Consider the following 26,295-nt stretch of genomic DNA (forward strand, 5'->3'; position numbering starts at 1 on the left):
AAATTTTGCGAACATAAAAAAAGGCTCAAAACTGAAGAAAGTTTTGAGCCTTTTTGGATAAAAAATCTAATTTCTATTTTTTTATAAACTTCTTATAATACTGTTTACCATTTTCAAATTTGATTTTAATTAGATAAACACCTTCTCTTAAATTACACACATCAATTGTGTTATTATTAGGATTACCTTCATTCAAGACATTACCTTGAATCCCTAAAATTTGGTAAAATTCCAAAAGGGAGTCAGAGCTAATATGAAGAAAGTTACTAACTGGATTTGGATAAACCGTAACAAAATTTCCAACTGATTCATTATCTACGATTCCAAGTGTTTCATCCCATGAAAAAGAATAGCCATCTGTTTTATTCAGTAATTCTACTGTTTGATTGTTTACACCAGTCAAACCGTTGCTAAAAATTAAATTAACACTAGTTGGCCCAATAATAGTATATCTATAAAAACCATTTAAATCAGCAACCATTGCTTCCCCAGGCCATACGCTATTAACGATACTACCCTCAGGAATAGCATTCCAATACTGAACTTTTGGCGCTACTCCCCAAGAAGATGGCGGCTTAAAATAAACCGTAAGAGTATTTAATGATATAAAACTATAGACCTCCGTTTTTACCGCGGAACTCACATTCATCACATTCTTAACAAAAGCTTTCAAAGTTGTGTTGTCCGTAATCACTAAACTCTTTGATCCAACTGCGGAAGATGAGGCCGTGGTTGGCTCAGTTCCGTCCGTGGTGTAATAAATTGTCGAGGTATTTACATTGGTGGTAAGCACAACATTTACCGTATTCCCTGTGGTAAAAGATCCGCCCGCAGGAGAAATACTTATCTCTGGAGCAGTACTAAAACTATACACCTCCGTTTTTACCGCTGAACTCACATTGCCCAAATTCTTGACAAAAGCTTTCAAAGTAGTGTTGTCCGTTATCGGCAAGCTCTTTGATCCAACTGCGGAAGCCGAGGACGTGGTTGGCTCCGTTCCGTCCGTGGTGTAATAAATTGTCGAGGTATTTACATTGGCAGTAAGCACAACATTTACCGTATTCCCTGTGGTAAAAGATCCGCCCGCAAGAGAAATGCTTATATCTGGAGCGGAACTAAAACTATACACCTCAGTCTTTACCGCTGAACTCACATTGGCCACATTCTTAACAAAAGCTTTCAAAGTTGTGTTGTCCGTAATCACTAAACTCTTTGATCCAACTGCGGAAGATGAGGCCGTGGTTGGCTCAGTTCCGTCCGTGGTGTAATAAATTGTCGAGGTATTTACATTGGTGGTAAGCACAACATTTACCGTATTCCCTGTGGCAAACGATCCACCCGCCGGAGAAATACTTAGATTGGGAGCAGCACTAAAACTATACACCTCCGTCTTTACCGCTGAACTCACATTGCCCAAATTCTTGACAAAAGCTTTCAAAGTAGTGTTGTCCGTTATCGGCAAGCTCTTTGATCCAACTGCGGAAGATGAGGTAGTGGTTGGCTCCGTCCCGTCCGTGGTGTAATAAATTGTCGAGGTATTTACATTGGCAGTAAGCACAACATTTACCGTGTTTCCAGTGGTGAACGTTCCACCCACCGGAGAAATGATTACCTCTGGAGCGGAACTAAAACTATAGACCTCCGTTTTTACCGCGGAACTCACATTGGTTACATTCTTGACAAAAGCTTTCAAAGTTGTGTTGTCCGTTATCGACAAGCTCTTTGATCCAACTGCGGAAGCCGAGGCCATGGTTGGCTCCGTTCCGTCCGTCGTGTAATAAATTGTCGAGGTATTTACATTGGCGGTAAGCACAACATTTACCGTATTCCCTGTGGTGAACGTTCCACTCACCGGAGAAATGCTTACCTCTGGAGCGGAACTAAAACTATAAATCTCCGTTTTTACCGCGGAACTCACATTGGTTACATTCTTGACAAAAGCTTTCAAGGTCGTATTGCCTGTAATTGCAAGTGATTTGGTTCCAACTGCCGAAGCCGAGGAAGTGGTTGGCTCCGTTCCGTCTGTCGTGTAATAAATTGTCGAGGTATTTACATTGGCACTAAGCACAACATTAACCGTATTTCCTGTGGTAAACGATCCCCCCCCCGGAGAAATACTTATCTCTGGAGCAGAACTAAAACTATAAAACTCCGTTTTTACCGCTGAACTCACATTGGTTACATTCTTGACAAAAGCTTTCAAGGTCGTATTGCCTGTAATTGCAAGTGATTTGGTTCCAACTGCGGAAGCCGAGGCCGTGGTTGGCTCCGTTCCGTCAGTGGTGTAATAAATTGTCGAGGTATTTACATTGGCGGTAAGCACAACATTTACCTTATTCCCTGTGGTAAACGATCCACCCGCCGGAGAAATGCTTATCTCTGGAGCGGAACTAAAACTATAAACCTCCGTTTTTACAACTGAACTCACATTGGCCACATTCTTAACAAAAGCTTTCAAGGTCGTATTGCCTGTAATTGCAAGTGATTTGGTTTCAATTGCGGAAGCCGAGGCAGTGGTTGGCTCCGTTCCGTCTGTCGTGTAATAAATTGTCGAGGTATTTACATTGGCGGTAAGCACAACATTTACCGTATTCCCTGTGGTGAACGTTCCGCCCGCCGGAGAAATACTTAGATCGGGAGCAGCACTAAAACTATACACCTCAGTCTTTACCGCTGAACTCACATTGGTTACATTCTTGACAAAAACTTTCAAAGTGGTATTGTCCGTTATCGATAAACTCTTTGATCCAACTGCGGAAGATGAGACAGTGGTTGGCTCCGTCCCGTCCGTGGTATAATAAATTGTCGAAGTATTTACATTGGCAGTAAGCACAACATTTACCGTATTCCCTGTGGTGAACGTTCCGCCCGCCGGAGAAATGCTTATCTCTGGAGCGGAACTAAAACTATAAATCTCCATTTTTACCGCTGAACTCACATTGGCAAGATTCTTAACAAAAGCTTTCAAGGTCGTATTGTCTGTGATTGCCAGTGATTTCGTTCCAATTGCGGAAGCCGAGGCAGTGGTCGGTTCCGTTCCGTCCGTCGTGTAATAAATTGTTGAAGTATTTACATTGGCAGTAAGCACAACATTTACTGTATTCCCTGTGGTAAACGATCCACCCGCCGGAGAAATGCTTATCTCTGGAGCGGAACTAAAACTATAAACCTCCGTTTTTACCGCTGAACTCACATTGGCCAAATTCTTAACAAAAGCTTTCAAAGTCGTATTGCCTGTAATTGCAAGTGATTTGGTTCCAATTGCAGAAGCCGAGGCAGTGGTCGGTTCCGTTCCGTCCGTGGTGTAATAAATTGTCGAGGTATTTACATTGGCAGTAAGCACAACATTTACCGTATTCCCTGTGGTGAACGTTCCGCCCGCCGGAGAAATACTTATCTCTGGAGCGGAACTAAAACTATAGACCTCCGTTTTTACAGCGGAATTCACATTAGCCACATTCTTAACAAAAGCTTTCAAAGTGGTGTTATCCGTAATCGCCAAACTCTTTGATCCAACTGCGGAAGATGAGGCAGTGGTTGGATCCGTTCCGTCTGTCGTGTAATAAATTGTCGAGGTATTTACATTGGCGGTAAGCACAACATTAACCGTATTTCCTGTGGTATACGTTCCGCCTACTGGAGAAATATTTAACTCAGGACATCTCCCTACAGGCTCTCCAGTTAACCATCCGCTATCATAATATTTAATCCCAGCAGTTGAAGTTAGATCAGCTGTTTTTAAAGTACCATCATTAAAAATCAAATTAGATGCGCTAACTGTAGACGGAAAAGTATATGAATACCAATCACCACAATCCTGGGTCATGGCAACTCCTGGCCATGCAACCACTGGAGCAGTTCCCGTTGTTCCCCAATAATACACTTTTACAGATGAAGCCCAAGTTGTTGGTTTTTTGAAATAAACCGTAAATGTTGGTAGTGTGCTAAAAGTATAGGTTTCAGTTTTTACAGCTGAACTAACATTAGCCGTGTTTTTAACAAAAGCTTTCAAAGTTGTATTCGTTGTAATAGACAAACTCTTTGAACCAACTGCGGAAGATGAGGCAGTGGTTGGCTCCGTTCCATCCGTTGTGTAATAAATTGTAGAAGTGTTTATATTGGCTGTCAAAACTGCATTTACTGTAGCACCCGTATTGTATGTTCCTCCAGCACTTACAATGGTTAAACTAGGCACATCTACAGTACTTAATTTATCCCAGATAGCAAAACCTGTTCCCGATAATTTAAGTATCCATCCTGTTCCTGTTGGCGTCCAACTATCGGAACCCAATTTCATAGCTACTTTATCATCAATAATGGCGGCATACAAATTATTTGTGGCTGCAACAATGTTTAAAGCCGAAGTACTACTCAATCCATTGTCCTTTCTTATTTTAATCATGGCATCAATTTCATTTTTGATACCCCAATTGAAATAATGAGGCCACCAAACCATTGGTGTACCAGGATGCGTAAGCAAGTAAGCATATCCTTTTAACACTTGCCCTCCAGGGAAAGTCCAAAGATCTTGTCCGTAAGGTGCTGGACCTGTATCATGATTATCCAACATTGTAACCGCATTGGATGGCCATACACCTATTAAACCTGAAGCTTTACCTGAACCATCTTTTAAATAACTTAGATTATTATCATTGAATGCATTTTGCAAAGCGCTTTTCGTCGCGAAATCAAAAGCAGTTGATGATGCCGTAGCGGTACTTCCTTTTGTATAATCAATCCATTTAACAATTCTGCTTCTATCTCCTTCTAATAATTCACCTACCGAAAAATAAGGGTCGGTAGCATCATTGTACTCTTTAATATATTTACCATCATAACCGTGCACAAAATCATACCTCCATCCATCAAAACCAATATCAGTTTTTAACCAATTCATCCATGTTTTGATTCCATCTCTAACCAATGCATTGGAATGGTCTAAGTCTCTTGCAGCTGAAAATGAACCCGATTCTCCAGCGGATTTCAAACCGGCAGCTACCGGATCGTAATCCGCATTACCAGTCCCTTTTTGTCCAGAAGCACTAATATTGGAATTATTACAAATAGACCAAGTTTCAGTAGGGGTGTTCCAAGATGGAGTAGAAAAATCATACCATCCTAGCGTTCCTCCTCGGTGATTGATTACAATATCTGCAATCACTTTGATATTTTTTGAATGCAAATCAGTTATCAAAGACACCAATTGGGCTTGAGTACCTTGTGCATTATTCAAATCATACCATACAGTAGGGATGTATCCCATACCTCCTGTTGACTTACTAGGTGGTGGAAGCCAAATAGCATCAAAACCAGCAGTTTGCAAAGTGGCTGAGTTACTTTTTATAACTTCATACCATTTAATTGCAGACACATCCGTCGTCCAGTGAAACCCTTGTATCATTACTTCTTTACCTGTTGCTTTTGTTTGAGAAAAAACATAGGAATTGAAACAACATAACATTACTATAAATAATGTAATTCTATTTTTCATGAAGGTTTAAATTTGATTAATTAGTATTGAACTAGCCTGAAAAAACTAGTAATTTAATTATATAGAAATCAGTTGAAACAGAAATGTTTCAACTGATTCAATAGAAGATTAACGATTTTTGATCCGAGCGATATTGAACTGGGGAAGCAATAAAATTTTATGAAAAAAATTAGATCTCTCTTCCTTTTCAGCAATTTAAGTTTCACTTTTTCAAACTTTAAAATCAAAATCGTTAATCTAAAATATTTTTGACAATTCCTTTAATTTTTAGTTATCGTATCAAAGAAAAATGCGCTTTAAACAATTTGGTTTCAGATTGTTCGCTGAACTCAACTGTAAACCAATAATCTGTCGCTGGCAAAGGCTGGCCAGTATAATTTCCATCCCACCCTTCACCATTCGGACTAATTTGTTTTATAAGTTTACCATAACGATCAAAAATAAAAATATTGGATTTTGGTTGTCCATCCAATCCTACAACATTCCAAGTATCATTATGCCCATCACCGTTTGGCGAGAAAAATTTAGGATAACCTATTACAAAAAAGTTTTGGGTCAAATTAGTACATCCATTTTCATCTCCAACGGTTATTGAATGTGGACCAGGTTTCAAATATTCAAATACATTGGAAGATTGAAAAGAACCGCCATCTAATTGATATTCGAAAACAGCATCCCCTCCAGTAACAATAACCTCAACTTTTGCATTATCAGAAAAAGCCAATGTTTGATTAGTTACAATAGCTAATCCTGGAAAAGAAGCAATCACTTTTGCTGTTTCGGATGTTGCATCACAACCTGTGAGATTATTAATCACTTGAACTTTATAATCCCCAGATTGAGCAGCGTCAAAAGTACTAGAAGAGGCTCCGCTAATAGGTTGTGAATTGAAATACCATTGAAAATTATACTTAGATGCACTTAATCCTGAATCCAATGTATACGTTTTAAAGGCAACCCCAGTAGCTTGTTCAACGCAAATCACACCGTCCTCAATTATTGGCCTTGGAGAAGGATTCACATTTACAGTAATATCTAAAGGAGTACCAATACACCCATTAAGACTCGGCGTTATTGTATATATCACATTTCCTTGAGATGTTCCTGTAGTCTCTAAAATTTGACTTATTGTATTACCTGTACCTGATGTTGCACCAGTCACTCCGAGCTGAACAACAGTCCAATCAAAAGTAGTTCCAGCGATAGTCGGAGACAAAGTAATATTAGTGCTATATCCACTACAAATTACTCCTGGGGGTGTCCCCAAAACTTCAGGCAAAGGATTAACAGTAATCGTAACCGTAACAGAAGTACCCACACATCCATTTATTGAAGGCGTTATAACATAATCTACCGTTCCTGGCACAAAACCTGCATTGGAAAGCAATTGCATTATCTTATTACCACTTCCAGAAGTAGCTCCTGTAACTCCAGTAGCATTAACAGTCCAAGAAAATGTTGTCCCCACTATCGCACTAGATAAATCAATACTCGTTGTTTCTCCAGAACATAGCGTTTTCTTTGCTGTGTTTTCTATGACATTAGGAACAGGACTTACATTTATTGTTATCATTTTTGGTAATCCAATACAACTTCCCACTATTGGTGTTACATTATATACAACTTGTCCCATGTTACTTCCTGTTGCAGTAAGTGTTTGATTAATTACACTTCCACTACTGGATGATGCCCCAGTTACATTATTTTGAACTGAATTCCAAGAAAATGTAGTTCCTATAATTGTACTAGACAATGCTATAGCGGTAAGATCTCCAGAGCAAATAGCTGTTGTCCCAGTGAAGTCTGCAATTGGCAATGGATTTACGGTTATTGTTCCATTCAAAGTAATAGCTGGGCTACATCCCCCTACTGTAATTACGGAATAATTATAAGTCCCTGGGGCTATTGGTGTGCCGCTAATCGTAAAAACATCAGAAACTAAATTCCCTGTCACTCCGGAAGGCAATCCAGATGCCACAACACTAGTTGCACTTCCCCCTACTGTATATAAAATCGAAGCAATGGCGTCATTAAAACAAATTGTCTGACTAGTAGTGGCAGCTGGCGTTGATAACACAAGTGTAGATAATGGTTTTACAGCAATTGTTCCTTCTAAAGTAGCTGGAGGAGAACATCCTCCTGTTGTATCCACAATGTAATTAAATGTACCTGATACAGCTGGAGTCCCACTAATAGTTACAACTCCTGCTGCAAAACTACTCGTTACTCCTGCTGGCAATCCTACTACCGTGGCTCCAGTTGCACTTCCTCCAATTGTATACGTTATTGTATCCAATACTGTATTTATACATATATTTTGGCTTGCCGTTACATTTGTAGATGTCAAAACAATGGTAGGTAAAGGAATCACAGTAATGGTAGCCGTTCCTGTTTGAACCTGTGAACAATTTGTTGTCGAATTCAATACGCTTACTAAACTATAATCGGTATCGACTGTCAAATTTCCTGTTGACAATATAGCAGATCCTGCAACATCCAAAATTATTGTCTGGTTTGCACCTCCGTTTACGGTATAGGTTACCGTAGCGTTTGGTGTCCCTGAAAAAGTAATATTCGTTCCTGTACCAAAGCAAATTGACGTAGTCCCTGAAATATTTACAGTTGGTAACGGGTCTATAGTTACTGTAGCAGTTCCTGTTTGAACCTGTGAACAAGTTGTTGACGAATTCAATGCATTTACTAAACTATAAACGACATCGGCAGTCAAATTTCCTGTTGGTAATATGGCAGATCCTACAGCATCCAAAACTATCGTCTGGTTTACTCCAGTGTTTACAGTATAGGTTACCGTAGCATTTGGCGTTCCTGTAAAAGTAATATTCGTTCCTGTACCCGAGCAAATAGATGTAGTCCCTGAAATACTCACAGTTGGCAATGGATTTATGGTTATCGTGGCTGTTCCAGTTTGAACTTGGGAGCAGCTTGTTACCGAATTCAAGACGCTTACCAAACTATAATCGGTATCAGCTGTCAAATTTCCTGTCGGCAATATTGCAGACCCTGCAGCATCCAAAACTATCGTCTGGTCCGCACCTCCGTTTACAGTATAGGTTACTGTAGCGTTAGGTGTCCCCGAAAAAGCAATATTAGTTCCTGTACCTGAGCAAATAGAAGTAGTCCCTGAAATACTTGCAATTGGTAACGGGTCTATAGTTATCGTAGCTGTTCCAGTTTGAACCTGTGAACAATTTGTTGCCGAATTCAACACACTTACCAAACTATAATCGGTATCGGTTGTCAAATTTCCTGTCGGCAATATAGCAGATCCTACAGTATCCAAAACTATGGCTTGATTTACTCCGCTGTTTACTGTATAGGTTACCGTAGTATTTGGCGTACCTGTAAAAGTAATGTTAGTCCCTGTACCTGAGCAAATAGAAGTAGTCCCTGAAATACTCACAGTTGGCAATGGGTTTATGGTTATCGTGGCTGTTCCAGTTTGAACCTGTGAACAATTTGTTGACGAATTCAATGCACTTACCAAATCATAAACAACATCGGTAGTCAAATTTCCTGTTGGTAATATAGCAAATCCAGTAACATCCAAAACTATCGTCTGGTTCGCACCTCCGTTTACGGTATAGGTTACTATAGCATCTGGTGTCCCTGAAAAAGTAATATTCGTTCCCGCACCTGAGCAAATAGAAGTAGTCCCTGAAATACTCGCAATTGGTAACGGGTCTATAGTTATAGTAGCCGTTCCTGTTTGAAGCTGTGAACAAGTTGTTGACGAATTCAATGCACTTACCAAACTATAAACAGTATTGGCTGTCAAATTTCCTGTCGGCAATATGGCAGACCCTGTACCATCCAAAACTATTGTCTGGTTGGTACTCCCATTTACAGTATAGGTTACCCTAGCATTTGGCATACCACTAAAAGTAATGTTAGTACCTGTACCTGAGCAAATAGAAGTAGTCCCAGAAATACTTGCAGTTGGCAACGGATCAATAGTTATCGTAGCTGTTCCTGTTTGAAGCTGTGAACAAGTTGTTGTCGAATTCAACACGCTTACCAAACTATAAACTGTATTTGTGGTCAAATTCCCTGTTGACAATATAGCCGTTCCAGCAGCATCCAAAATTATAGTTTGATTTGCACCACTGTTTACAGTAAAGGTTACTGTAGCGTCTGGTGTTCCTAAAAAAGTAATATTAGTACCTGTACCTGAGCAAATAGAAGTAGTTCCTGAAATACTCACAGTTGGCAATGGGTTTATGGTTATCGTGGCTGTTCCAGTTTGAACCTGTGAACAAGTTGTTGACGAATTCAATGCACTTACCAAATCATAAACAACATCGGCAGTCAAATTTCCTGTTGGTAATATAGCAAATCCAGTAACATCCAAAACTATCGTCTGGTTCGCACCTCCGTTTACGGTATAGGTTACCGTAGCATCCGGTGTCCCTGAAAAAGTGATATTCGTTCCCGTGCCCGAGCAAATAGCCGTAGTCCCGGAAATAGTTGCGATTGGCAATGGGTTTATAGTTATAGTAGCCGTACCCACTTGAACCTGTGAACAATTTGTTGACGAATTCAATACACTTACCAAATTATAAACTGTATTGGCTGTCAAATTCCCTGTTGGCAATATAGCAGATCCTACAGCGTCCAAAACTATCGTCTGGTTCGCACCCCCATTTATAGTATAGGTTACCGTAGCATCTGGTGTACCTGAAAAAGTAATATTCGTTCCTGTACCTGAGCAAATAGAAGTAGTTCCTAAAATACTCACAGTCGGCAATGGATCTATAGTTATAGTAGCAGTACCAGTTTGAATCTGTGAGCAAGTTGTTGACGAATTCAATGCACTTATCAAACTATAATCCGTATTGACAGTTAAATTTCCTGTTGGCAATATTGCAGATCCTGTAACATCCAAAACTATAGTCTGGTTTGAACCCCCGTTTATAGTATAGGTTACTGTAGTATTTGGTGTCCCTGAAAAAGTAATATTCGTTCCTGTACCTGAGCAAATAGAAGTAGTCCCCGAAATACTCATCACTGGCAAAGGATTTATACCTATTTTAAAAGTCTTCGCTGGCCCTGTACATGTACCATTAAATGCAGTTACCGATATTGTTGCAGTCTGAACAACAGCTGTTGCATTAATCGCAGTAAATGATGTAATATTGCCAGTTCCGTTGTTAGGAATACCAATTGAAGCATTATTACTTGCCCAATTAAAAATTACCCCAGAATCTGGACTTGTAAAATTCGGAACTAATACAGTTCCGTTGGCACAAATTGTTGTTATATCTGCGATTGGATTAACTATTGGGGTAGGACAATTTGATGACACACAATTACCGCTACCTGTTGTTACACAAGTATTACCGACAGAAGTAACAGTAATTGCTACATTTTGTCCAGGCATTAAACTATTAATTGTTAACGTTGTAGCAGGACCCGATCCTGTAATTGGAGCTGATCCATCTATACTATAACTATAATTATAACTTGTTGCTCCTGAAATGGTATTCCAATTAAAAGTTACACTTGATATAGTTGGAGTACCACAATTAATAGATAGCGTAGGAACCGGATTGATATTTACCGTTGCAACACTAGAACTGTTAACGCAAGGAAAAGTTCCCACTAAACTATAAGTAAATGTACTCGTCGTGGCTCCAACTGCCGGAGTAAATTCACCCGAAGCAGCATTAAACGTTCCTCCCACTCCTGCTGTTCTTGACCAAGCTCCTCCTGCTTGTTCAGCAGTTATCAAACTGTATAAATCTATTAATGCCGTATTACTATCACAAACTGTTGTATTTCCCGAAGTTCCTGCAACGGGTTGCGGGTTAATATTTACCGTTGCAACACTAGAACTGTTAACACAAGGAAAAGTTCCTACCAAAGTATAAGTAAATGAACTCGTCGTGGCTCCAACTGCCGGAGTAAAAGTACCAGAAGCACCATTAAAAGTTCCTCCAGTCCCTGTTGTTCTTGTCCATGTCCCTCCTGCTTGTTCACCAGTTATTAAACTGGAAAGACTTATTGGAGTTACACTACTTTCACAAACTGTCGTATTTCCAGAAGTACCAGCAACTGGCTGTGGATTGATATTTACCGTTGCAACACTAGAGCTGTTAATACAAGGCGAAGTTCCTATCAAAGTATATGTAAATGTACTCGTAGTTGCTCCAACTGCCGGTGTAAATGTACCCGAAGCTGCATTAAACGTTCCTCCCGCTCCCGTTGTTCTTGTCCAGGTTCCGCCCACTTGTTCACCAGTTATTAAACTGAATAAGCTTATTGGAGTTACACTACTTTCACAAACTGTGATATTCCCCGAAGTTCCTGATACTGGTTGTGGGTTAATATTTACTGTCGCAGTACTGGAACTGTTAATACAAGGAGACGTTCCTACCAAAGTATAAGTAAATGTACTCGTGGTGGCCCCAACTGCCGGAGTATAAGTACCCGAAGCCGCATTAAATGTTCCACCAGTTCCCGTTGGTCTTGTCCAAGTACCACCCGCTTGCTCTCCAGTTATCAAACTAAATAAATTTATTGAAGTTGTGCTACTTTCACAGACTGTTGCATTTCCCGAAGTTCCCGCAACTGGTTGTGGATTAACATTTACAGTTGCAATACTAGAGCTGTTAACACAAGGAGACGTTCCCATTAAACTATAAGTAAATGTACTCGTCGTGGCTCCAACTGCTGGAGTATAAGTACCCGAAGCTGCATTAAATGTTCCTCCTGTACCCGTTGTTCTTGTCCAGGTTCCTCCCGCTTGTTCACCAGTTATCAAACTCGATAAATTTATTGATGTTGCGCTACTTTCACAGACTGTTGCATTTCCCGAAGTTCCCGCAACTGGTTGTGGATTAACATTTACAGTTGCAATACTAGAGCTGTTAACACAAGGAGACGTTCCCATTAAACTATAAGTAAATGTACTCGTCGTGGCTCCAACTGCCGGAGTATAAGTACCCGAAGCTGCATTAAATGTTCCTCCTGTACCCGTTGTTCTTGTCCAGGTTCCTCCCGCTTGTTCACCAGTTATCAAACTCGATAAATTTATTGATGTTGCGCTACTTTCACAAACTGTGGTATTTCCCGAGGTACCTGCAACTGGTTGTGGATTGATGTTTACCGTTGCAACACTAGAACTGTTAACACAGGGAGAAGTTCCTGTCAATGTATAAGTAAATGTACTAGTTGTGGCTCCAACTGCTGGGATAAAAGTACCAGAAGCAGCATTAAACGTTCCTCCCGCTCCCGTTGTTCTTGTCCAGGTTCCTCCTGTTTGCTCTCCTATTATTAAGCTAGCTAAACTTATTGAAGTTACGCTACTTTCGCAAACTGTTGTATTTCCCGAAGTACCTGCCACTGGTTGTGGATTGATATTTACTGTTGCGACACTGGAGCTGTTAACACAAGGAAAAGTTCCTGTCAATGTATAAGTAAAAGTGCTCGTTGTCGCTCCAACTGCCGGAGTAAAGATACCTGAAGCTATATTAAACGTTCCTCCAGTTCCCGTCGTTCTTGACCAAGTCCCTCCAGATTGCTCTCCAGTTATTAAACTAGCTAGACTTATTGAAGTTGCACTACTTTCACAAACCGTTATACTTCCTGCTGTTCCTGCATCTGGCTGTGCATTTATACTGATATTAAAAGTTGACGAACTTGCAGCCTGACAAATAGAAAGATCTTGCAACACTTCATATTTAACTGTAAATGCTCCTGCAGTACTCAAGGATGGATTTATTTCTCCAGTACTACTGTTTATTGACAAAGTACCTCCAGAGGAAGATTTACTCCAAGTACCTCCGGATGTAAAAGTGGCTGGGGTTGTTTTTGTTGGCATTAAAGTTGTTGATGTTTGGCAAACTGCAGCTGGATAAGTAAAAGCTGTATCAGAAGTTCCAGGAGATATATTCACTGTTATTTCCTTTGAAACTGTACAGGTAGGAACCCCTTGTGCAATAAAGGTAATATCGTCTAATCCAAAATCGTTTCCAGCCCCACTAGTCTCTATATCATATAGTTCAATTGTGGCTATTGTAACCCCAACACCTGCTGTCCAAGTATGTTTATATGTTACCCACCCTCCTGCTGTAGTTGCTGGCGCAACATCTGTTGATGAAGAAGCCGAATTATTTATGACAACTCCATTAATTTTCAACTGCATTTTTGCTGGAAGTGTTGGAGAAGTAGAAGTAATAGTCCTCAAAAAATAATTAAAATCATAAGTTACCCCGGATTTAACAGCTATGTTCTGTCCCCAAACTTTGTCGATAGTTGGTGTCGACGTTGAACCATCAGTTATAAAAAACTTTCCAGTCCCTGGATTTGTATGATCTTGCGAACTATCGTAGACAGATCCCCATATATTAGGATTCGTGATTACACCATAAGTTCTTTTTTCGAAAGCAGGATTAGTTGCTAAATATCTATAATCGGAAGAAAAGCCAGCAACATCATTTTCAAAATCACCATTATACACTAAATTACTCAATGCTCCTGTAGGACCAGTAGCAGTCACTTTGTATACTGTCATTTGTGTTGGAGTCACAGAAATAGAAGCCGAATTTGGCACTGTCAAAGTAGCATCAGCTGGAGTTGCTGACCAAGTATAACCGGTCATATTATTTGCCACGAGCGTTATTGTGTTACCTGCACAAATTGTTGTACTTAATGGTTGCGAACTACTTGCTGGAACTAAAGCTGAATTTGCAGGGATACTTCCTGCAATAGTCATATCCAAAACTGAATTTATAGTAACATTTTTAAAATCAGAACCTACAGGACTATTACTGTCAAAAACTTCAACTTTATAAGGCCCTGAAGCTAAGTTTGTAAAAATCCCAGTTGAGTTAGTAACTGCCAAGCCCACAGGAGGTGTTAATTTATATGAATATGGCTGTACTCCTCCGAAACCATAGGCTGATATTGATCCATCATTCAATCCAGGACAAGAAATCGCAGTTTGAGACGTACTAATGGATAAAGGGAGGGGAGGCCCGATTAAAGAAATATCATCAATTGCAAAATCATTTCCTACTGGATTTGTATTATTATTCCATAATTCAATATTAACACATGCATTTGTAGGCTTAAAAGTATAACTAACTTTCATCCAATTATCTCCACCTCCAGGCAATGGAACAACAGTACTTCCAGTTGCAAGTACAATAGTTGCAGCATCAGCATTATTAATTTGAATCCCAATATCAGCTTGTGTGGTAGAACCAACAACAGTGGACGAAACAGATTTAATATAATATGTAAAAGTATAAGTAGCTCCTACAGTTAAACCACAAATTCCGCCCCCTCCTGAACCAGCTTTATAAAATCGTTGCTGTCCTCCATTCGTATTTCCATCAATAACCATCATCTTCCCTGAACCAGGATTAGTGTGATCAGTTCCTGACAAAAATGTAGAAGAATTCATTGTGTTTTGTTGTGATATTAATGCATACTCGCCTGAATTACTTGACCCCGTCATACCTGTAACAAAGTTATATCCAAAGCCATTAATATCATATCCAACTTTGTTACCAGATTCAAAACCACCATTGGTAATTAAATTTTGGCCATTTACATCGATTGAAGCACTAAAACATAAAAAAATAAGCAGTAATAATCTCTTTTTTGGGGCAAAAAGGGATTGCAAAGTATAATTTCGCATAAGTATAGGTTATAAATAATTTGATTTGGTTTTTGGGGCTACAATTTTTTAAGAATTGAACAACTTTCTACAATTTAAAATATGTACTTATGGAGCTGATATTTTAAGAATTACTCTTTTTTTCGTTATTAAAATTATAGATACTCTATTTTTAGATGTTAAATTTATGTAAATTTCTACATGCTCAACTTAGGCGAATTTTAATTCGTTTACGAAAACGTGATAGTGTTGAAAAGTTTAGATAAACTCACTAATTATGAATGTTTTGTGATTTTTAAAACGCCTGACTTTAATCTTTTTTATTTCACCAGCAAAAACTCAGACCTTCTATTTGTAGCATTTTGTTGCTCAGTGCATTTTTTACAATTTATTTTAAGTTCGGTTTCTCCATACCCTTTACCAGAAATACGAGAGGCATCAATACCTTTGGAAATTACATATTGAACAGTTGCTTTCGCTCTTTTGTCTGAAAGATTTAAATTGTATTTATCATCTCCTTTGGAATCAGAATGCGATTTCACATAAATCTTCAGTTTATCATTTTGCGACATAACATAAACCAGTTTATCGAGCTCTTCAGAACCTTGCTTGGTAATATTGCTTTTATCGTAATCAAAATAAATCGGGTTCAAAATAATTTCTGTTTCCGTAATAACCACATCAATAGGCTTGATCGTTACATTCACCGCCATCACACCTCCAACAAATTTCGCCAAAGGTATTTTTGCAGTAACATATCCATCTTTATAGGCTTCAATAATGTAAATTTTTTCACAATCAACATCATAAACCACTTCCCCTTTTTCATTCGACATCTGAGTGCCTATAACATTGCTATTTTCATCCAGAATAAGCACTTTCGAATTGGTCAGAATTGTATCGTCTTTTAAGCTCTTTACAACCACTTTTATCTGACCTTTACAAACTGGTATGGAAGAATAAAGATGATCTTCGCCTGTTCTATTACTGGAAACATACCCTAATTGCTTCGTTGTATTATAGGTTAATGCAAAATCATCCTTCTCTGTGTTTACTGGTTTTCCAACATTAATTGGAGCATCATTTTTTTTCAGATCAACCAAAAACACATCCAACCCACCAAAACCAGGCAAACCATTGGAAGCGAAATACAGTACATTATCATCTGTAACAAAAGGAAAACTTTCGTCACCGGCAGTATTAATTTTATCACCTAAATTTTCTGGAACTCCATAAGTTCCGTCACTATTTACCTGTACTTTCCAAATATCAATTCCACCAATAGAGCCAGTCATATTAGACGAAAAATACAGGGTTTTTCCATCCTTGTCAATTGACGGATTACTTGTTGAATACTGTTTACCATTAAAAGGCAATGCCGTTATTGTTGTCCATTTTCCATTCTCATTTTTGGCTTTAAACAAGTGAACTTGACCAAATTTTAATCGTTTAGCATTGTTTTTTTCAAATGAATTGGAATTGAAACTTTCGCTGGAAAAGTAAATTGTATTTCCATCTGCAGTTATGCTTACTGGTCCTTCATGAAATCTAGTGTTCAGCTCAGAAACGGGTGTTGGCTCAGAAAAACTTCCATCAGCTTTCAGATTCGATTGATAGATATCTAAAAAAGGCTCTTCATTCCAACCATATTTTTTACCGCCACCATTTCGCGCACTGGAGAAATACAAAACATCATTATAAAGTACCGCACCGAAGTCTGACTTATCAGAATTAATGTCTAATATTTTGACATCAAAAAGTTTTTTATTGTCAATTAAACTTGGTAGATAATCTGGATTTTTATTGAAATCAATCGCTCGTTGATCCGCCGGTGATTTTTCGGCAAAAATCTTCATTTGAACATTGGCTTCCTCATATCGTACATTCGCTTTTAGCATTTGAGCATAATTAAAATACGTTTCAGCTTCCTGCTCCGTTTTTACTGCCAAGGAGTACCATTTTGCCGATTCCACCGTATTGAACATATTATAATAACATTCCCCCAACTGCTTATACACATAAGCTTCTGAATTTCCTTTTTCAACCAATAAAAGATACTCTTGGGAGGCTTTAACATATTCATATCTTTCAAATAAATCATCGGCAACTTTTGTAAATTTATTTTGTGCCAAAAGCGAAAAACTTATCAGCATAAAAAATAGCAGTATAGTGTTTTTTTTCATTACGAATGGTATATAATATTAGAAAAACCTTGGAGAAAGAGATACTTTTTTGACAGGTAAAAAATCATACAATAGAATTATCTCATGAGATGAAGATGTAGAAATATTCAAATCAGAAACAATATGATCATAGGCATATCCTATTCTCAAATCGGGAGTAACATTAAAATTCACCAATAAGCCAAAACTGTCCTGCAATCTATAAGTAGCTCCTAATTCCACTTTTTCTTGATATAAAAAATTGGCCGAAACATCCAAAGACGTCGGAACTTTAAATGCTGATTTCAACAAGAATGATGGCTTAAACTTTAAATTCGGATTAAGGTCAAAAACATAACCCGCAGTCAAAAAATAATGAGAAACATCTGAGCCATATTCTTTACCGTCATAATCCAAATGAGCAGCATTTATCAAATTGGGGATCGAAAAGGAAACATAATATTTATCGGTATAATAAAAAATACCACTACCAATATTCAGAGTCACATCATTACTGTTTTTACCAAAAATGCCTTCTGAAGGATCCGGCAATGTTGGAACAATTTCAGAAAAGTTAACTTTTTGAAAAGTGGCCCCAGCTTTGATCCCAAAAGACAAATTACTATTCTCACCCAATTTTAATTTATAAGCAAAATCTCCATAAACATTCTGTTCAGTAATTGGTCCAATTTTATCGGCAATAATAGACAATCCAATTCCAACATTTTTTCCTGCTGGTCCTTCACCGTAGAAAGTAAAAGAGGTTGGGGCATCTTCGATATTCACCCATTGTTTTCTGTATAATAACCCAAAAGTAAGATGCTCTTTTGTCCCAGCATAAGCGGGATTTATAACATTCATATTATACATGTATTGGGTATATTGTGGATCTTGTTGCGCCTTAACATCAATAACTAGTACTAGAAATAATAAAGCAGTCAGTAAAATTTTATTCATATTCTAAATATTTTTTTTCTAAAAAGGAAAGCTGATTCAAAAAATGACTTTATTAATTCTCTCTAATTAAATAAATCCATCCTGTTTTTGATTTGCCATTATTAAACTCAATAACATAATAATAGGTAGCACTTGGAAGCGCTTCACCGTTATTGGTTTGACCACTCCACTGATCGGTATAATTTGACTGATTGTACACTTGAATACCATATCTATCAAATACTTCCAATTTTTTCACATCCATTAATCGCAAATCAAAGTAGTCATTTGAACCATTCCCATCAGGAGAAATTCCTTTCTGAATATCACAGTATATTGATTCAATCACAACATTTGAAGTTGTTTCACAACCTGTAGCATTTGATTGTATGGTGAGGCTATAAGTTAACGGGAAAGTTTCTATTTCGGCAGTAGCATCTATAGCATCATTTACATTCAAAACGTTTGAATTGGTTCCAACGGTATTTCCTTTTTGATCTTTCCAAACATATTCAACAGCGTTTGGATCATAGGAATTTGACAATGGACTGGCTGTTAATTCATATTTATTGGATTGACAAGTCCAAGACGATTCAAATTGAATATCAGGGGGTATTGCATTTACTAATTGATCCAAACCAAAAGTTTCGCAAGTGACGTTGTTTTTGTACCGAACACTTATTTTATAGTTATCTGGAGCTAAATTTAAAAACACTGGATTGTCTTGATAACCATAACCTACACTGTATTCAACACCTGAAATGCTTCCAATTTCAATTGTTCCAAAAGGCATCGAACAAGTAGGCTGAATCACATTCAAAAGAGTTGGAGTTACCGGTGACAAAGGTTTAGCATTTATAGTAGTATTTACCAATGATGAAGCCATACAAGTAGCATCTCCTATATTTCTAACGTATAAAGCATAATCATTTGAAACAAGACCGTCAAATACATTTGACAATTGATATGCTGTTCCGTCCAAACTATATTCCTTTCCGGTTTGAGACACAATTGTAATAGAACCAGAAGGCACAGCACAAGTCGGCTGGGTCACACTCAAAGCGGTTGGCACGATTGGCGATGTTGGAATAGCATTAATTTTCGTAGCAGTAGTCGATGTAGCTAAACAGGAAGCATCGACTGGGTTTCGAACATAAAGCGTATAGTCATTTGGTGCAAGATTATTAAATACATTTGATAACTGATACGTTGTTCCGTCCAAACTGTATTCCATTCCTGCTTGAGAAGTAACCGTCACAGCACCCGATGGCATTGCACAAGTAGGCTGAACTAAACTTAAACTAGTTGGCACCGCTGGAGCGGTAGAAATAGCATTGATTCTCGAAGTACTTGCAGATGTAGTTACGCAAGTAGCATCGGCAGTGTTTCGAACATAGAGCGTATAGTCATTTGGTGCAAGACCGTTAAATACATTCGATAATTGATATGTTGCTCCATCCAAACTGTATTCCTTTCCAATTTGCGACACAATTGTAACAGAACCAGAAGGCATATCACAAGTAGGCTGAACAACACTTAAACTAGTTGGTACCGCTGGAGCGGTGGGAATTGCATTGATTCTCGTAGCGCTTACAGATGTAGCTAAACAGGTAGAGTCGGCAGTGTTTCGAACATAAAACGTGTAGTCATTTGGCGCTAGACCGTTAAATACATTCGATAACTGATACGTTATCCCGTCCAGACTATATTCCATTCCCGTTTGGGGAGCGGCTATGGTGACTGTCCCGGACGGGATCGTACAGGTAGGTTGAACAATACTTAGAACGGTTGGGGCTATTGGAGCTGTCGGAACAGCATTTACTCTCGAAGTACTTCCTGATATAGCTAAACAGGTAGCATCCAAAGTGTTTCGAACATAGAGCGTATAGTCATTTGGTACAAGACCGTTAAATATATCCGATAACTGATACGTTATCCCGTCCAGACTGTATTCCATTCCCGTTTGGGGGGCGGCTATGGAAACTGCCCCAGACGGGATCGTACAGGTAGGTTGAACTATACTTAGAACAGTTGGCGCTATCGGAGCTGTCGGAACAGCGTTGATTCTCGTAGTACTTACAGATGTAGCTAAACAGGTAGCATCGGCAGTGTTTCGAACATAAAGCGTGTAGTCATTTGGCACAAGACCATTAAATACATTTCCAGATTTATATGTTGCTCCGTCCAAACTGTATTCCTTTCCAATTTGATTCACAATTGTAATAGAACCGGAAGGTACAGCACAAGTAGGCTGAACAACGCTTAAACTAGTTGGTGCCACTGGAGCCGCTGGAATTACATTGATTCTCGTTGCACTTACAGATGCAGCCAAGCAGGTAGCATCGGCAGTGTTTCGAACATAGAGCGTATAGTCATTTGGTACAAGACCATTAAATACATTTCCAGATTTATATGTTGCTCCGTCCAAACTGTATTCCTTGCCAATTTGACTCACAATTGTAATAGAACCGGAAGGCACAGCACAAGTAGGTTGAACAACGCTTAAACTAGTTGGAGTCACAGGAGCAGTAGGAATAGCATTGATTCTCGTAGCACTTACAGATGTAGCCAAGCAGGTAGCATCGGCAGTGTTTCGAACATAAAGCGTGTAGTCATTTGGTACAAGACCATTAAATACATTTCCAGATTTATATGTTACTCCGTCCAAACTGTATTCCTTTCCAATTTGACTCACAATTGTAATAGAACCGGAAGGCACAGCACAAGTAGGCTGAACAACGCTTAAACTAGTTGGTACCGCTGGAGCTGTTGGAATTACATTGATTCTCGTTACACTTACAGATGTAGCTAAACAGGTAGCATCGGCAATGTTTCGAACATAGAGCGTATAGTCGTTTGGCACAAGACCATTAAATACATTTCCCGATTTATATGTTGCTCCGTCCAAACTGTATTCCTTTCCAATTTGACTCACAATTGTAATAGAACCCGAAAGTACAGCACAAGTAGGCTGAACAACGCTTAAACTAGTTGGTGCCACTGGAACTGTTGGAATTGCATTGATTCTCGTAGCACTTACAGATGTAGCTAAACAGGTAGCATCGGCAGTGTTTCGAACATAGAGCGTATAGTCATTTGGTACAAGACCGTTAAATACATTTCCCGATTTATATGTTGCTCCGTCCAAACTGTATTCCTTACCAGCTTGACTCACAATTGTAATAGAACCGGAAGGTACAGCACAAGTAGGCTGAACAACGCTTAAACTAGTTGGAGCCGCTGGAGCTGTTGGAATCGCATTGATTCTCGAAGTAGTTATTGATACTGCAGAACAGGTAAAATCCAATATATTTCTAACATGCATTGCATAGTCCCCTGGAGACAAAAACTCAAAAACAGTAGAGGATTGATAATTGATTCCGTCCAAACTATATTCCATTCCTTGTTGAGGAGTTATTACAATAGTCCCCGATGGAATTGCACAAGTAGGCTGAATACTATTGGAAACGGTCGGAACTAATGGAGCTGTTGGTATAGCATTTATTTTTGCAACAGAAGTTGAGGCTACAGAGGTACAACCATTGGCATTTGAAACTTTAAAAGTATAATCAGAGGCTGCTGTTAAACCTGTAAACAAATAACTAGCCCCCGAACCAATTACAGGAATACCAGTTGATGGAATGATAGTCCAATTTCCAGTTGTTGGCAATCCACTAAATAAAATGCTTCCTGTATTTACTGCACATGTTGGCTGGGTAATACTATTGATAATAGCCGGTTGTTGTTTGTCTAAAACAGGACTTACCTTTAATCTATTGATACTTTCGCAACCAATTAGGGGAGTTGTAGATTGTTGTACTACATAATAATCACCCCCAGTAACAATTAAAGTATTTGAAGGCAAAACAGTCCCTCCATTTAAAGCATCATACCAAATTATATTTGAATTATTTATGATTCCATTTAAAACAATCGAATTAAGTGTTGCATTTTGGGATTCGCAAAAAAGTGGATTTGCCGTAGCAATCGTTGGAGTTAAGGGATCAACTATTACTACCGAAATTTCAAGACGATTCACACTTTCGCAACCCGAAACATTTTGAGTGGCATAATACTTTGTCCCATCCACCAAAGAAGTTGTTACAGGCAAAGAACTACCAGCAATTGCTGCATTATACCATAAAATTGGAGTACTACCCGAAACTAATAAATTCGTTATTTTAGCAGATTGACTTGAACAGAACAATTGTATTCCATCTCCTGTTGGGCTTGATGGAGCATTTATTGCAACATCTACTACAACTCTAGGTGTACTTTCGCAACCTGATACCGTTTGAGAACCATAATACAAGCCATCAATTAAAGGGGTTGAGCTCAACAATGATGTATTTCCTGTGGCCGATGAATACCATTGTATATTAGTCCCAGAAGTAGCTTTAGCAGTAAGGGAAGAAACAGTTGCATTCTCCGATTCACAAAAAGTCAAACTTCCACTTATCGTTATTGCAGAAGGCTTATTAATAGTAACTGTTACATTTAGCTTCGATACACTTTCACAACCAGATAAAGTTTGTGTAGCCGAATAAACACCATCTGTCAATATTGAACTTGGTGTTAATAAAGTTCCTAGAGAGTCATACCATTTCACATTGGTTCCTGTAACTATTAAATCGGCAACCGTTCCTGAATTACAAAAAACAGGGCTGGCAACAGTCGTTGTTGGAGCAGCTGGTTTATTAATAGTAACAATTACCTTTAATCTATCAAAACTTTCACAAAGCAAAGCTGTTGTTGCCGTTTGAGAAGCATAATAATCTTCTGAATCAACTAAAACAGTACCAATTGGCAAAGCAGATCCTCCAGTTGCATCTGCATACCACTGTACTCCTGTTCCAATAGCTATTAAATTTCCAACAGTAGCATTTTGAGACTCACAAAAAGTTTGATTAGAAGGTCCAGTTGGTTTTGATTGCGAATTAATGGTTAAAGACACAGCCGTTCTGCTGGAACTTAAACAGTTACTTATTGTATTTCTAGCTTCTGCATAATAGGTATAAACACCTGGTAAACTTACTGTAGGCGCATAAGTAAGACTATTAGCTATCAAAGACACACCTCCACTACTGTTACTATACCAATCAATAGTTTCTCCCGCATTAACATTAGCTGACAAAATTGGATTTACTTGCCCTTCGCAAATAGATTTATCTCCACTGTTTATTGGATTACTTATAATTGCACAAGCACAATTTGGAGCAACTACAGTAAATGCTTCAACACAACCATTTCCTTTATCGGCATTAATAGTAATATTTGTCCCTGCAGGAATACTTGTAATCGAATTCCCGACTATCACACCAACGGCCGGAACCCTTGTAATCACACTACCACTTGCAACGGTAAAATCTACAGTATAGCTTAATAAATCAGCCGAACACGTTTTTGTTGTCACATTCAAAAATGGAGAATCTTTTATTTCTAATGTAACAGATGTTCTCGAAATACTAGAACAGGATGCAATATTGTTTTGAGCAAAATAAGTAATTGAACCAACTGAATTCCAGACTGGACTCGTAACTACAGTTCCATTTGTCATAGAATCATACCAAACAATAGTCCCCGAAGAAACAGTTGCGGTTGCCGTTAACGTCTGTAATGGACTACTAGCACAAACAGATTGATTTCCTCCACTTGTTGGAATCACAGGATTATTTATAGTAACAGTATTTGCATATCTAGAAGCACTTTCACAAGTTCCAATGGTTTGAGAAGCATAGTAAGTAGTTCCTGAAACCAAAACCTCAGAACTTAAAAGAGAACTCCCTCCAGCTGAAGCTGCATACCATTTAATTGTACCTGATCCGGAAGCAGTTAAATCAGCGATAATACCTGAGTTACATACTGTCTGAGAGCCAGAACCCGTTGGAACCGCTGTTGTATTTATAGTTACTGTGGATGAATTTCTTGGAAAACTTTCACAGGACAGCGTTCCGGTTATGGTTTGGGTAGCATAATAAGTTTCACCATTTACCAAAGCAGTATTAGGATCCAATGCTGAACCTCCTGTCGGAGCTGCATACCATTTTACTGCCGTCCCTGTTGCAACCAAATTAGAGACTTTTGCCGTGTTACAAAACGTTTGCGACGCAGCTACTGTCGGTCCAGATGGATTATCGACAATAACATTTACTTGCAAACGAGAAATACTTTTACAGGAAGTCGTTGCATTCGTTTGTTCAGCAAAATAGGACCCTGTTACCAAATCTGTACCGACAGGAAGCGCAGTTCCTCCATTAGCCGTTGTAAACCATTCTATATTATTCCCAGTTGCAACCAAATCAGACACTTTTGGACTGTTCAGTTTACAAAAATTTTGATTAGACAAACCCGTTGGAGCATCCGTAACGTTATAAACAACAGTAATATCAGCAGATGAAACAGAGCATTGACCACTTGAAATTGTCCATGTAAAAACATAGTTTCCAGCAGTACTAACAGTAGCAGTAGCATTCCCAAGAGAACTATCACTAAAAGTAACCGTACCTGGCCCAGATTTTTTTGACCAAGTTCCCACTCCTATTGATGGCGTATTTCCTCCAAGGACTGCACTAATTAAAGAACATCTAGATTGATTTACTCCTACTGTGGCAACAGTTGGATTGGCAGCAAAATTCATAGACATACTATCCGTAGAATAACAAGGAGTCAAAGCTGCTCCAGCCACTACAACTGGATTTGGTGATTCCAAATTATAATCAATAGAACCACTACCATAATCACTCGTCCTTGTAGCCGGACTCAAAAATGAGTTGGTCACATTATAATTGGACGAAGTGTTATCCTGCATTGTAAAGGCAAAAAACTTAACATCACCGCCAGTGTATCCAACTAATGCTTTTGAAACCTCAACTTCGAATCCCAAATTATAATCAGAAGTACCAGTATTATTCTTATTCACTCCCATTACAGATGTTGGAACACCTGTAGCTGCTGTACCCAAATAGGTTTTTGTAGAATTCCCTGTTTTCAATTCGATCACATCGGCGTAATAATTTGTTTCACCAGTATCTGTGGCAATGGCCAAGCAATAATCAGCAGCAAAATAAGAATCAAAAGTACTCGGATTGTTATTGAAATAATTAAAAGCCCTTACATCTGGAAGCGACCCATTTTCATCCCCATAATTAGAAACATTAAATCCCCCTGGTTTGGTATCCAAGAAAACCATAATTCTCCTGTAATTTATAGCTTTACCGGCAATACCAAAAACCAATTTATCTTCTGTAGGACTTATTTTTAAAGCATTAATATATCCATTTGCAGCTAATCCAGATAATGTTGCTGAAAGAACATTATCTTCTAAAGGACCTGTGCCCCATGCATTTTCTGCAAGAGATCCATCCAAAGTTACTGCATAACGAGATCGAACACTCACTATTTGTCCATTGGTTAAAGAATTTGTAGTATAAACTCTGCTGCTTGACATTGCTTGTTTAACAACACCATCAACCGAAAATTCAAATAAATCGGCTCCACCGTTAGCAGTAAATGTTATTGAGGTCCCTAAACATAAAGGATTCAAAGTATTATTTACTGGATTTGACGACAAAGAAACTGCCGGCGGAATATTATATACCGATGCTACCACAGGAACACGTGTACTGGTTCCTATACCTGATCTAGCAGACACATAAAAAGTAGTTGTAACTGATACAGCAGGACTATAAGTATTTCCAGTAGCCAAAACCGTTGTACTAGTTTGACTTGCATACCATTCTATAATATCTCCACTTGCTCCTGTAGCCGAAAGATTGATTACTCCTGGACCACAAGAACTTCCCGCTACTGTTGTGGGCGGGGTAACAACTGCTAAAACATTCCGATTTTCATAGAATGTTTTATGTAATGATTTTTTGCTTTTAGCATTTTTTAAAAGTAGTATTTCACCTTTATTTATAGCTAATAAAGTTAAATTTTTAAAATTTGAAGCAATTATTACATTACTTAATATAATAGCAATTAGTAAAATTAAACGTAGTTTTATTTTCATCAACCTAAATTTATTGTTAAAAAAATAATGATTTGATAACATACAAGGCTTT

At 38.5% G+C, this 26,295-nt stretch carries 5 protein-coding genes; all 5 read right to left on the bottom strand.

Features of this window, described 5'->3' with window-relative positions:
• Positions 1 to 73: 73 nt before the first annotated feature.
• The gene (locus tag AC1DY0_RS09025; protein ID WP_477188277.1) at positions 74 to 5,491 is read right to left on the bottom strand and encodes a chitobiase/beta-hexosaminidase C-terminal domain-containing protein; all 5,418 of its coding nucleotides are present in this window, start codon (positions 5,489 to 5,491) and stop codon (positions 74 to 76) included.
• A 271-nt stretch (positions 5,492 to 5,762) separates the two neighbouring features.
• On the bottom strand, positions 5,763 to 15,155 hold the full coding sequence (locus AC1DY0_RS09030) for a T9SS type B sorting domain-containing protein (protein ID WP_477188278.1): 9,393 nt from the start codon (positions 15,153 to 15,155) through the stop codon (positions 5,763 to 5,765).
• A gap of 299 nt (positions 15,156 to 15,454) precedes the next feature.
• Positions 15,455 to 17,317, bottom strand: coding sequence for an OmpA family protein (locus AC1DY0_RS09035; protein ID WP_477188279.1), 1,863 nt, complete (start codon positions 17,315 to 17,317; stop codon positions 15,455 to 15,457).
• 18 nt (positions 17,318 to 17,335) lie between these two features.
• The gene (locus tag AC1DY0_RS09040; RefSeq protein WP_477188280.1) at positions 17,336 to 18,253 is read right to left on the bottom strand and encodes a PorP/SprF family type IX secretion system membrane protein; all 918 of its coding nucleotides are present in this window, start codon (positions 18,251 to 18,253) and stop codon (positions 17,336 to 17,338) included.
• 52 nt (positions 18,254 to 18,305) lie between these two features.
• The gene (locus AC1DY0_RS09045; protein WP_477188281.1) at positions 18,306 to 26,243 is read right to left on the bottom strand and encodes an Ig-like domain-containing protein; all 7,938 of its coding nucleotides are present in this window, start codon (positions 26,241 to 26,243) and stop codon (positions 18,306 to 18,308) included.
• Positions 26,244 to 26,295 lie beyond the last annotated feature (52 nt).

This window comes from Flavobacterium sp. P1_E4, assembly GCF_056405915.1.

Coding starts and splice junctions, on each gene's coding strand:
- AC1DY0_RS09025 (WP_477188277.1), bottom strand. CDS start 5,491: ATGAAAAATAGAATTACATTATTTATAGTAATGTTATGTTGTTTCAAT.
- AC1DY0_RS09030 (WP_477188278.1), bottom strand. CDS start 15,155: ATGCGAAATTATACTTTGCAATCCCTTTTTGCCCCAAAAAAGAGATTA.
- AC1DY0_RS09035 (WP_477188279.1), bottom strand. CDS start 17,317: ATGAAAAAAAACACTATACTGCTATTTTTTATGCTGATAAGTTTTTCG.
- AC1DY0_RS09040 (WP_477188280.1), bottom strand. CDS start 18,253: ATGAATAAAATTTTACTGACTGCTTTATTATTTCTAGTACTAGTTATT.
- AC1DY0_RS09045 (WP_477188281.1), bottom strand. CDS start 26,243: ATGAAAATAAAACTACGTTTAATTTTACTAATTGCTATTATATTAAGT.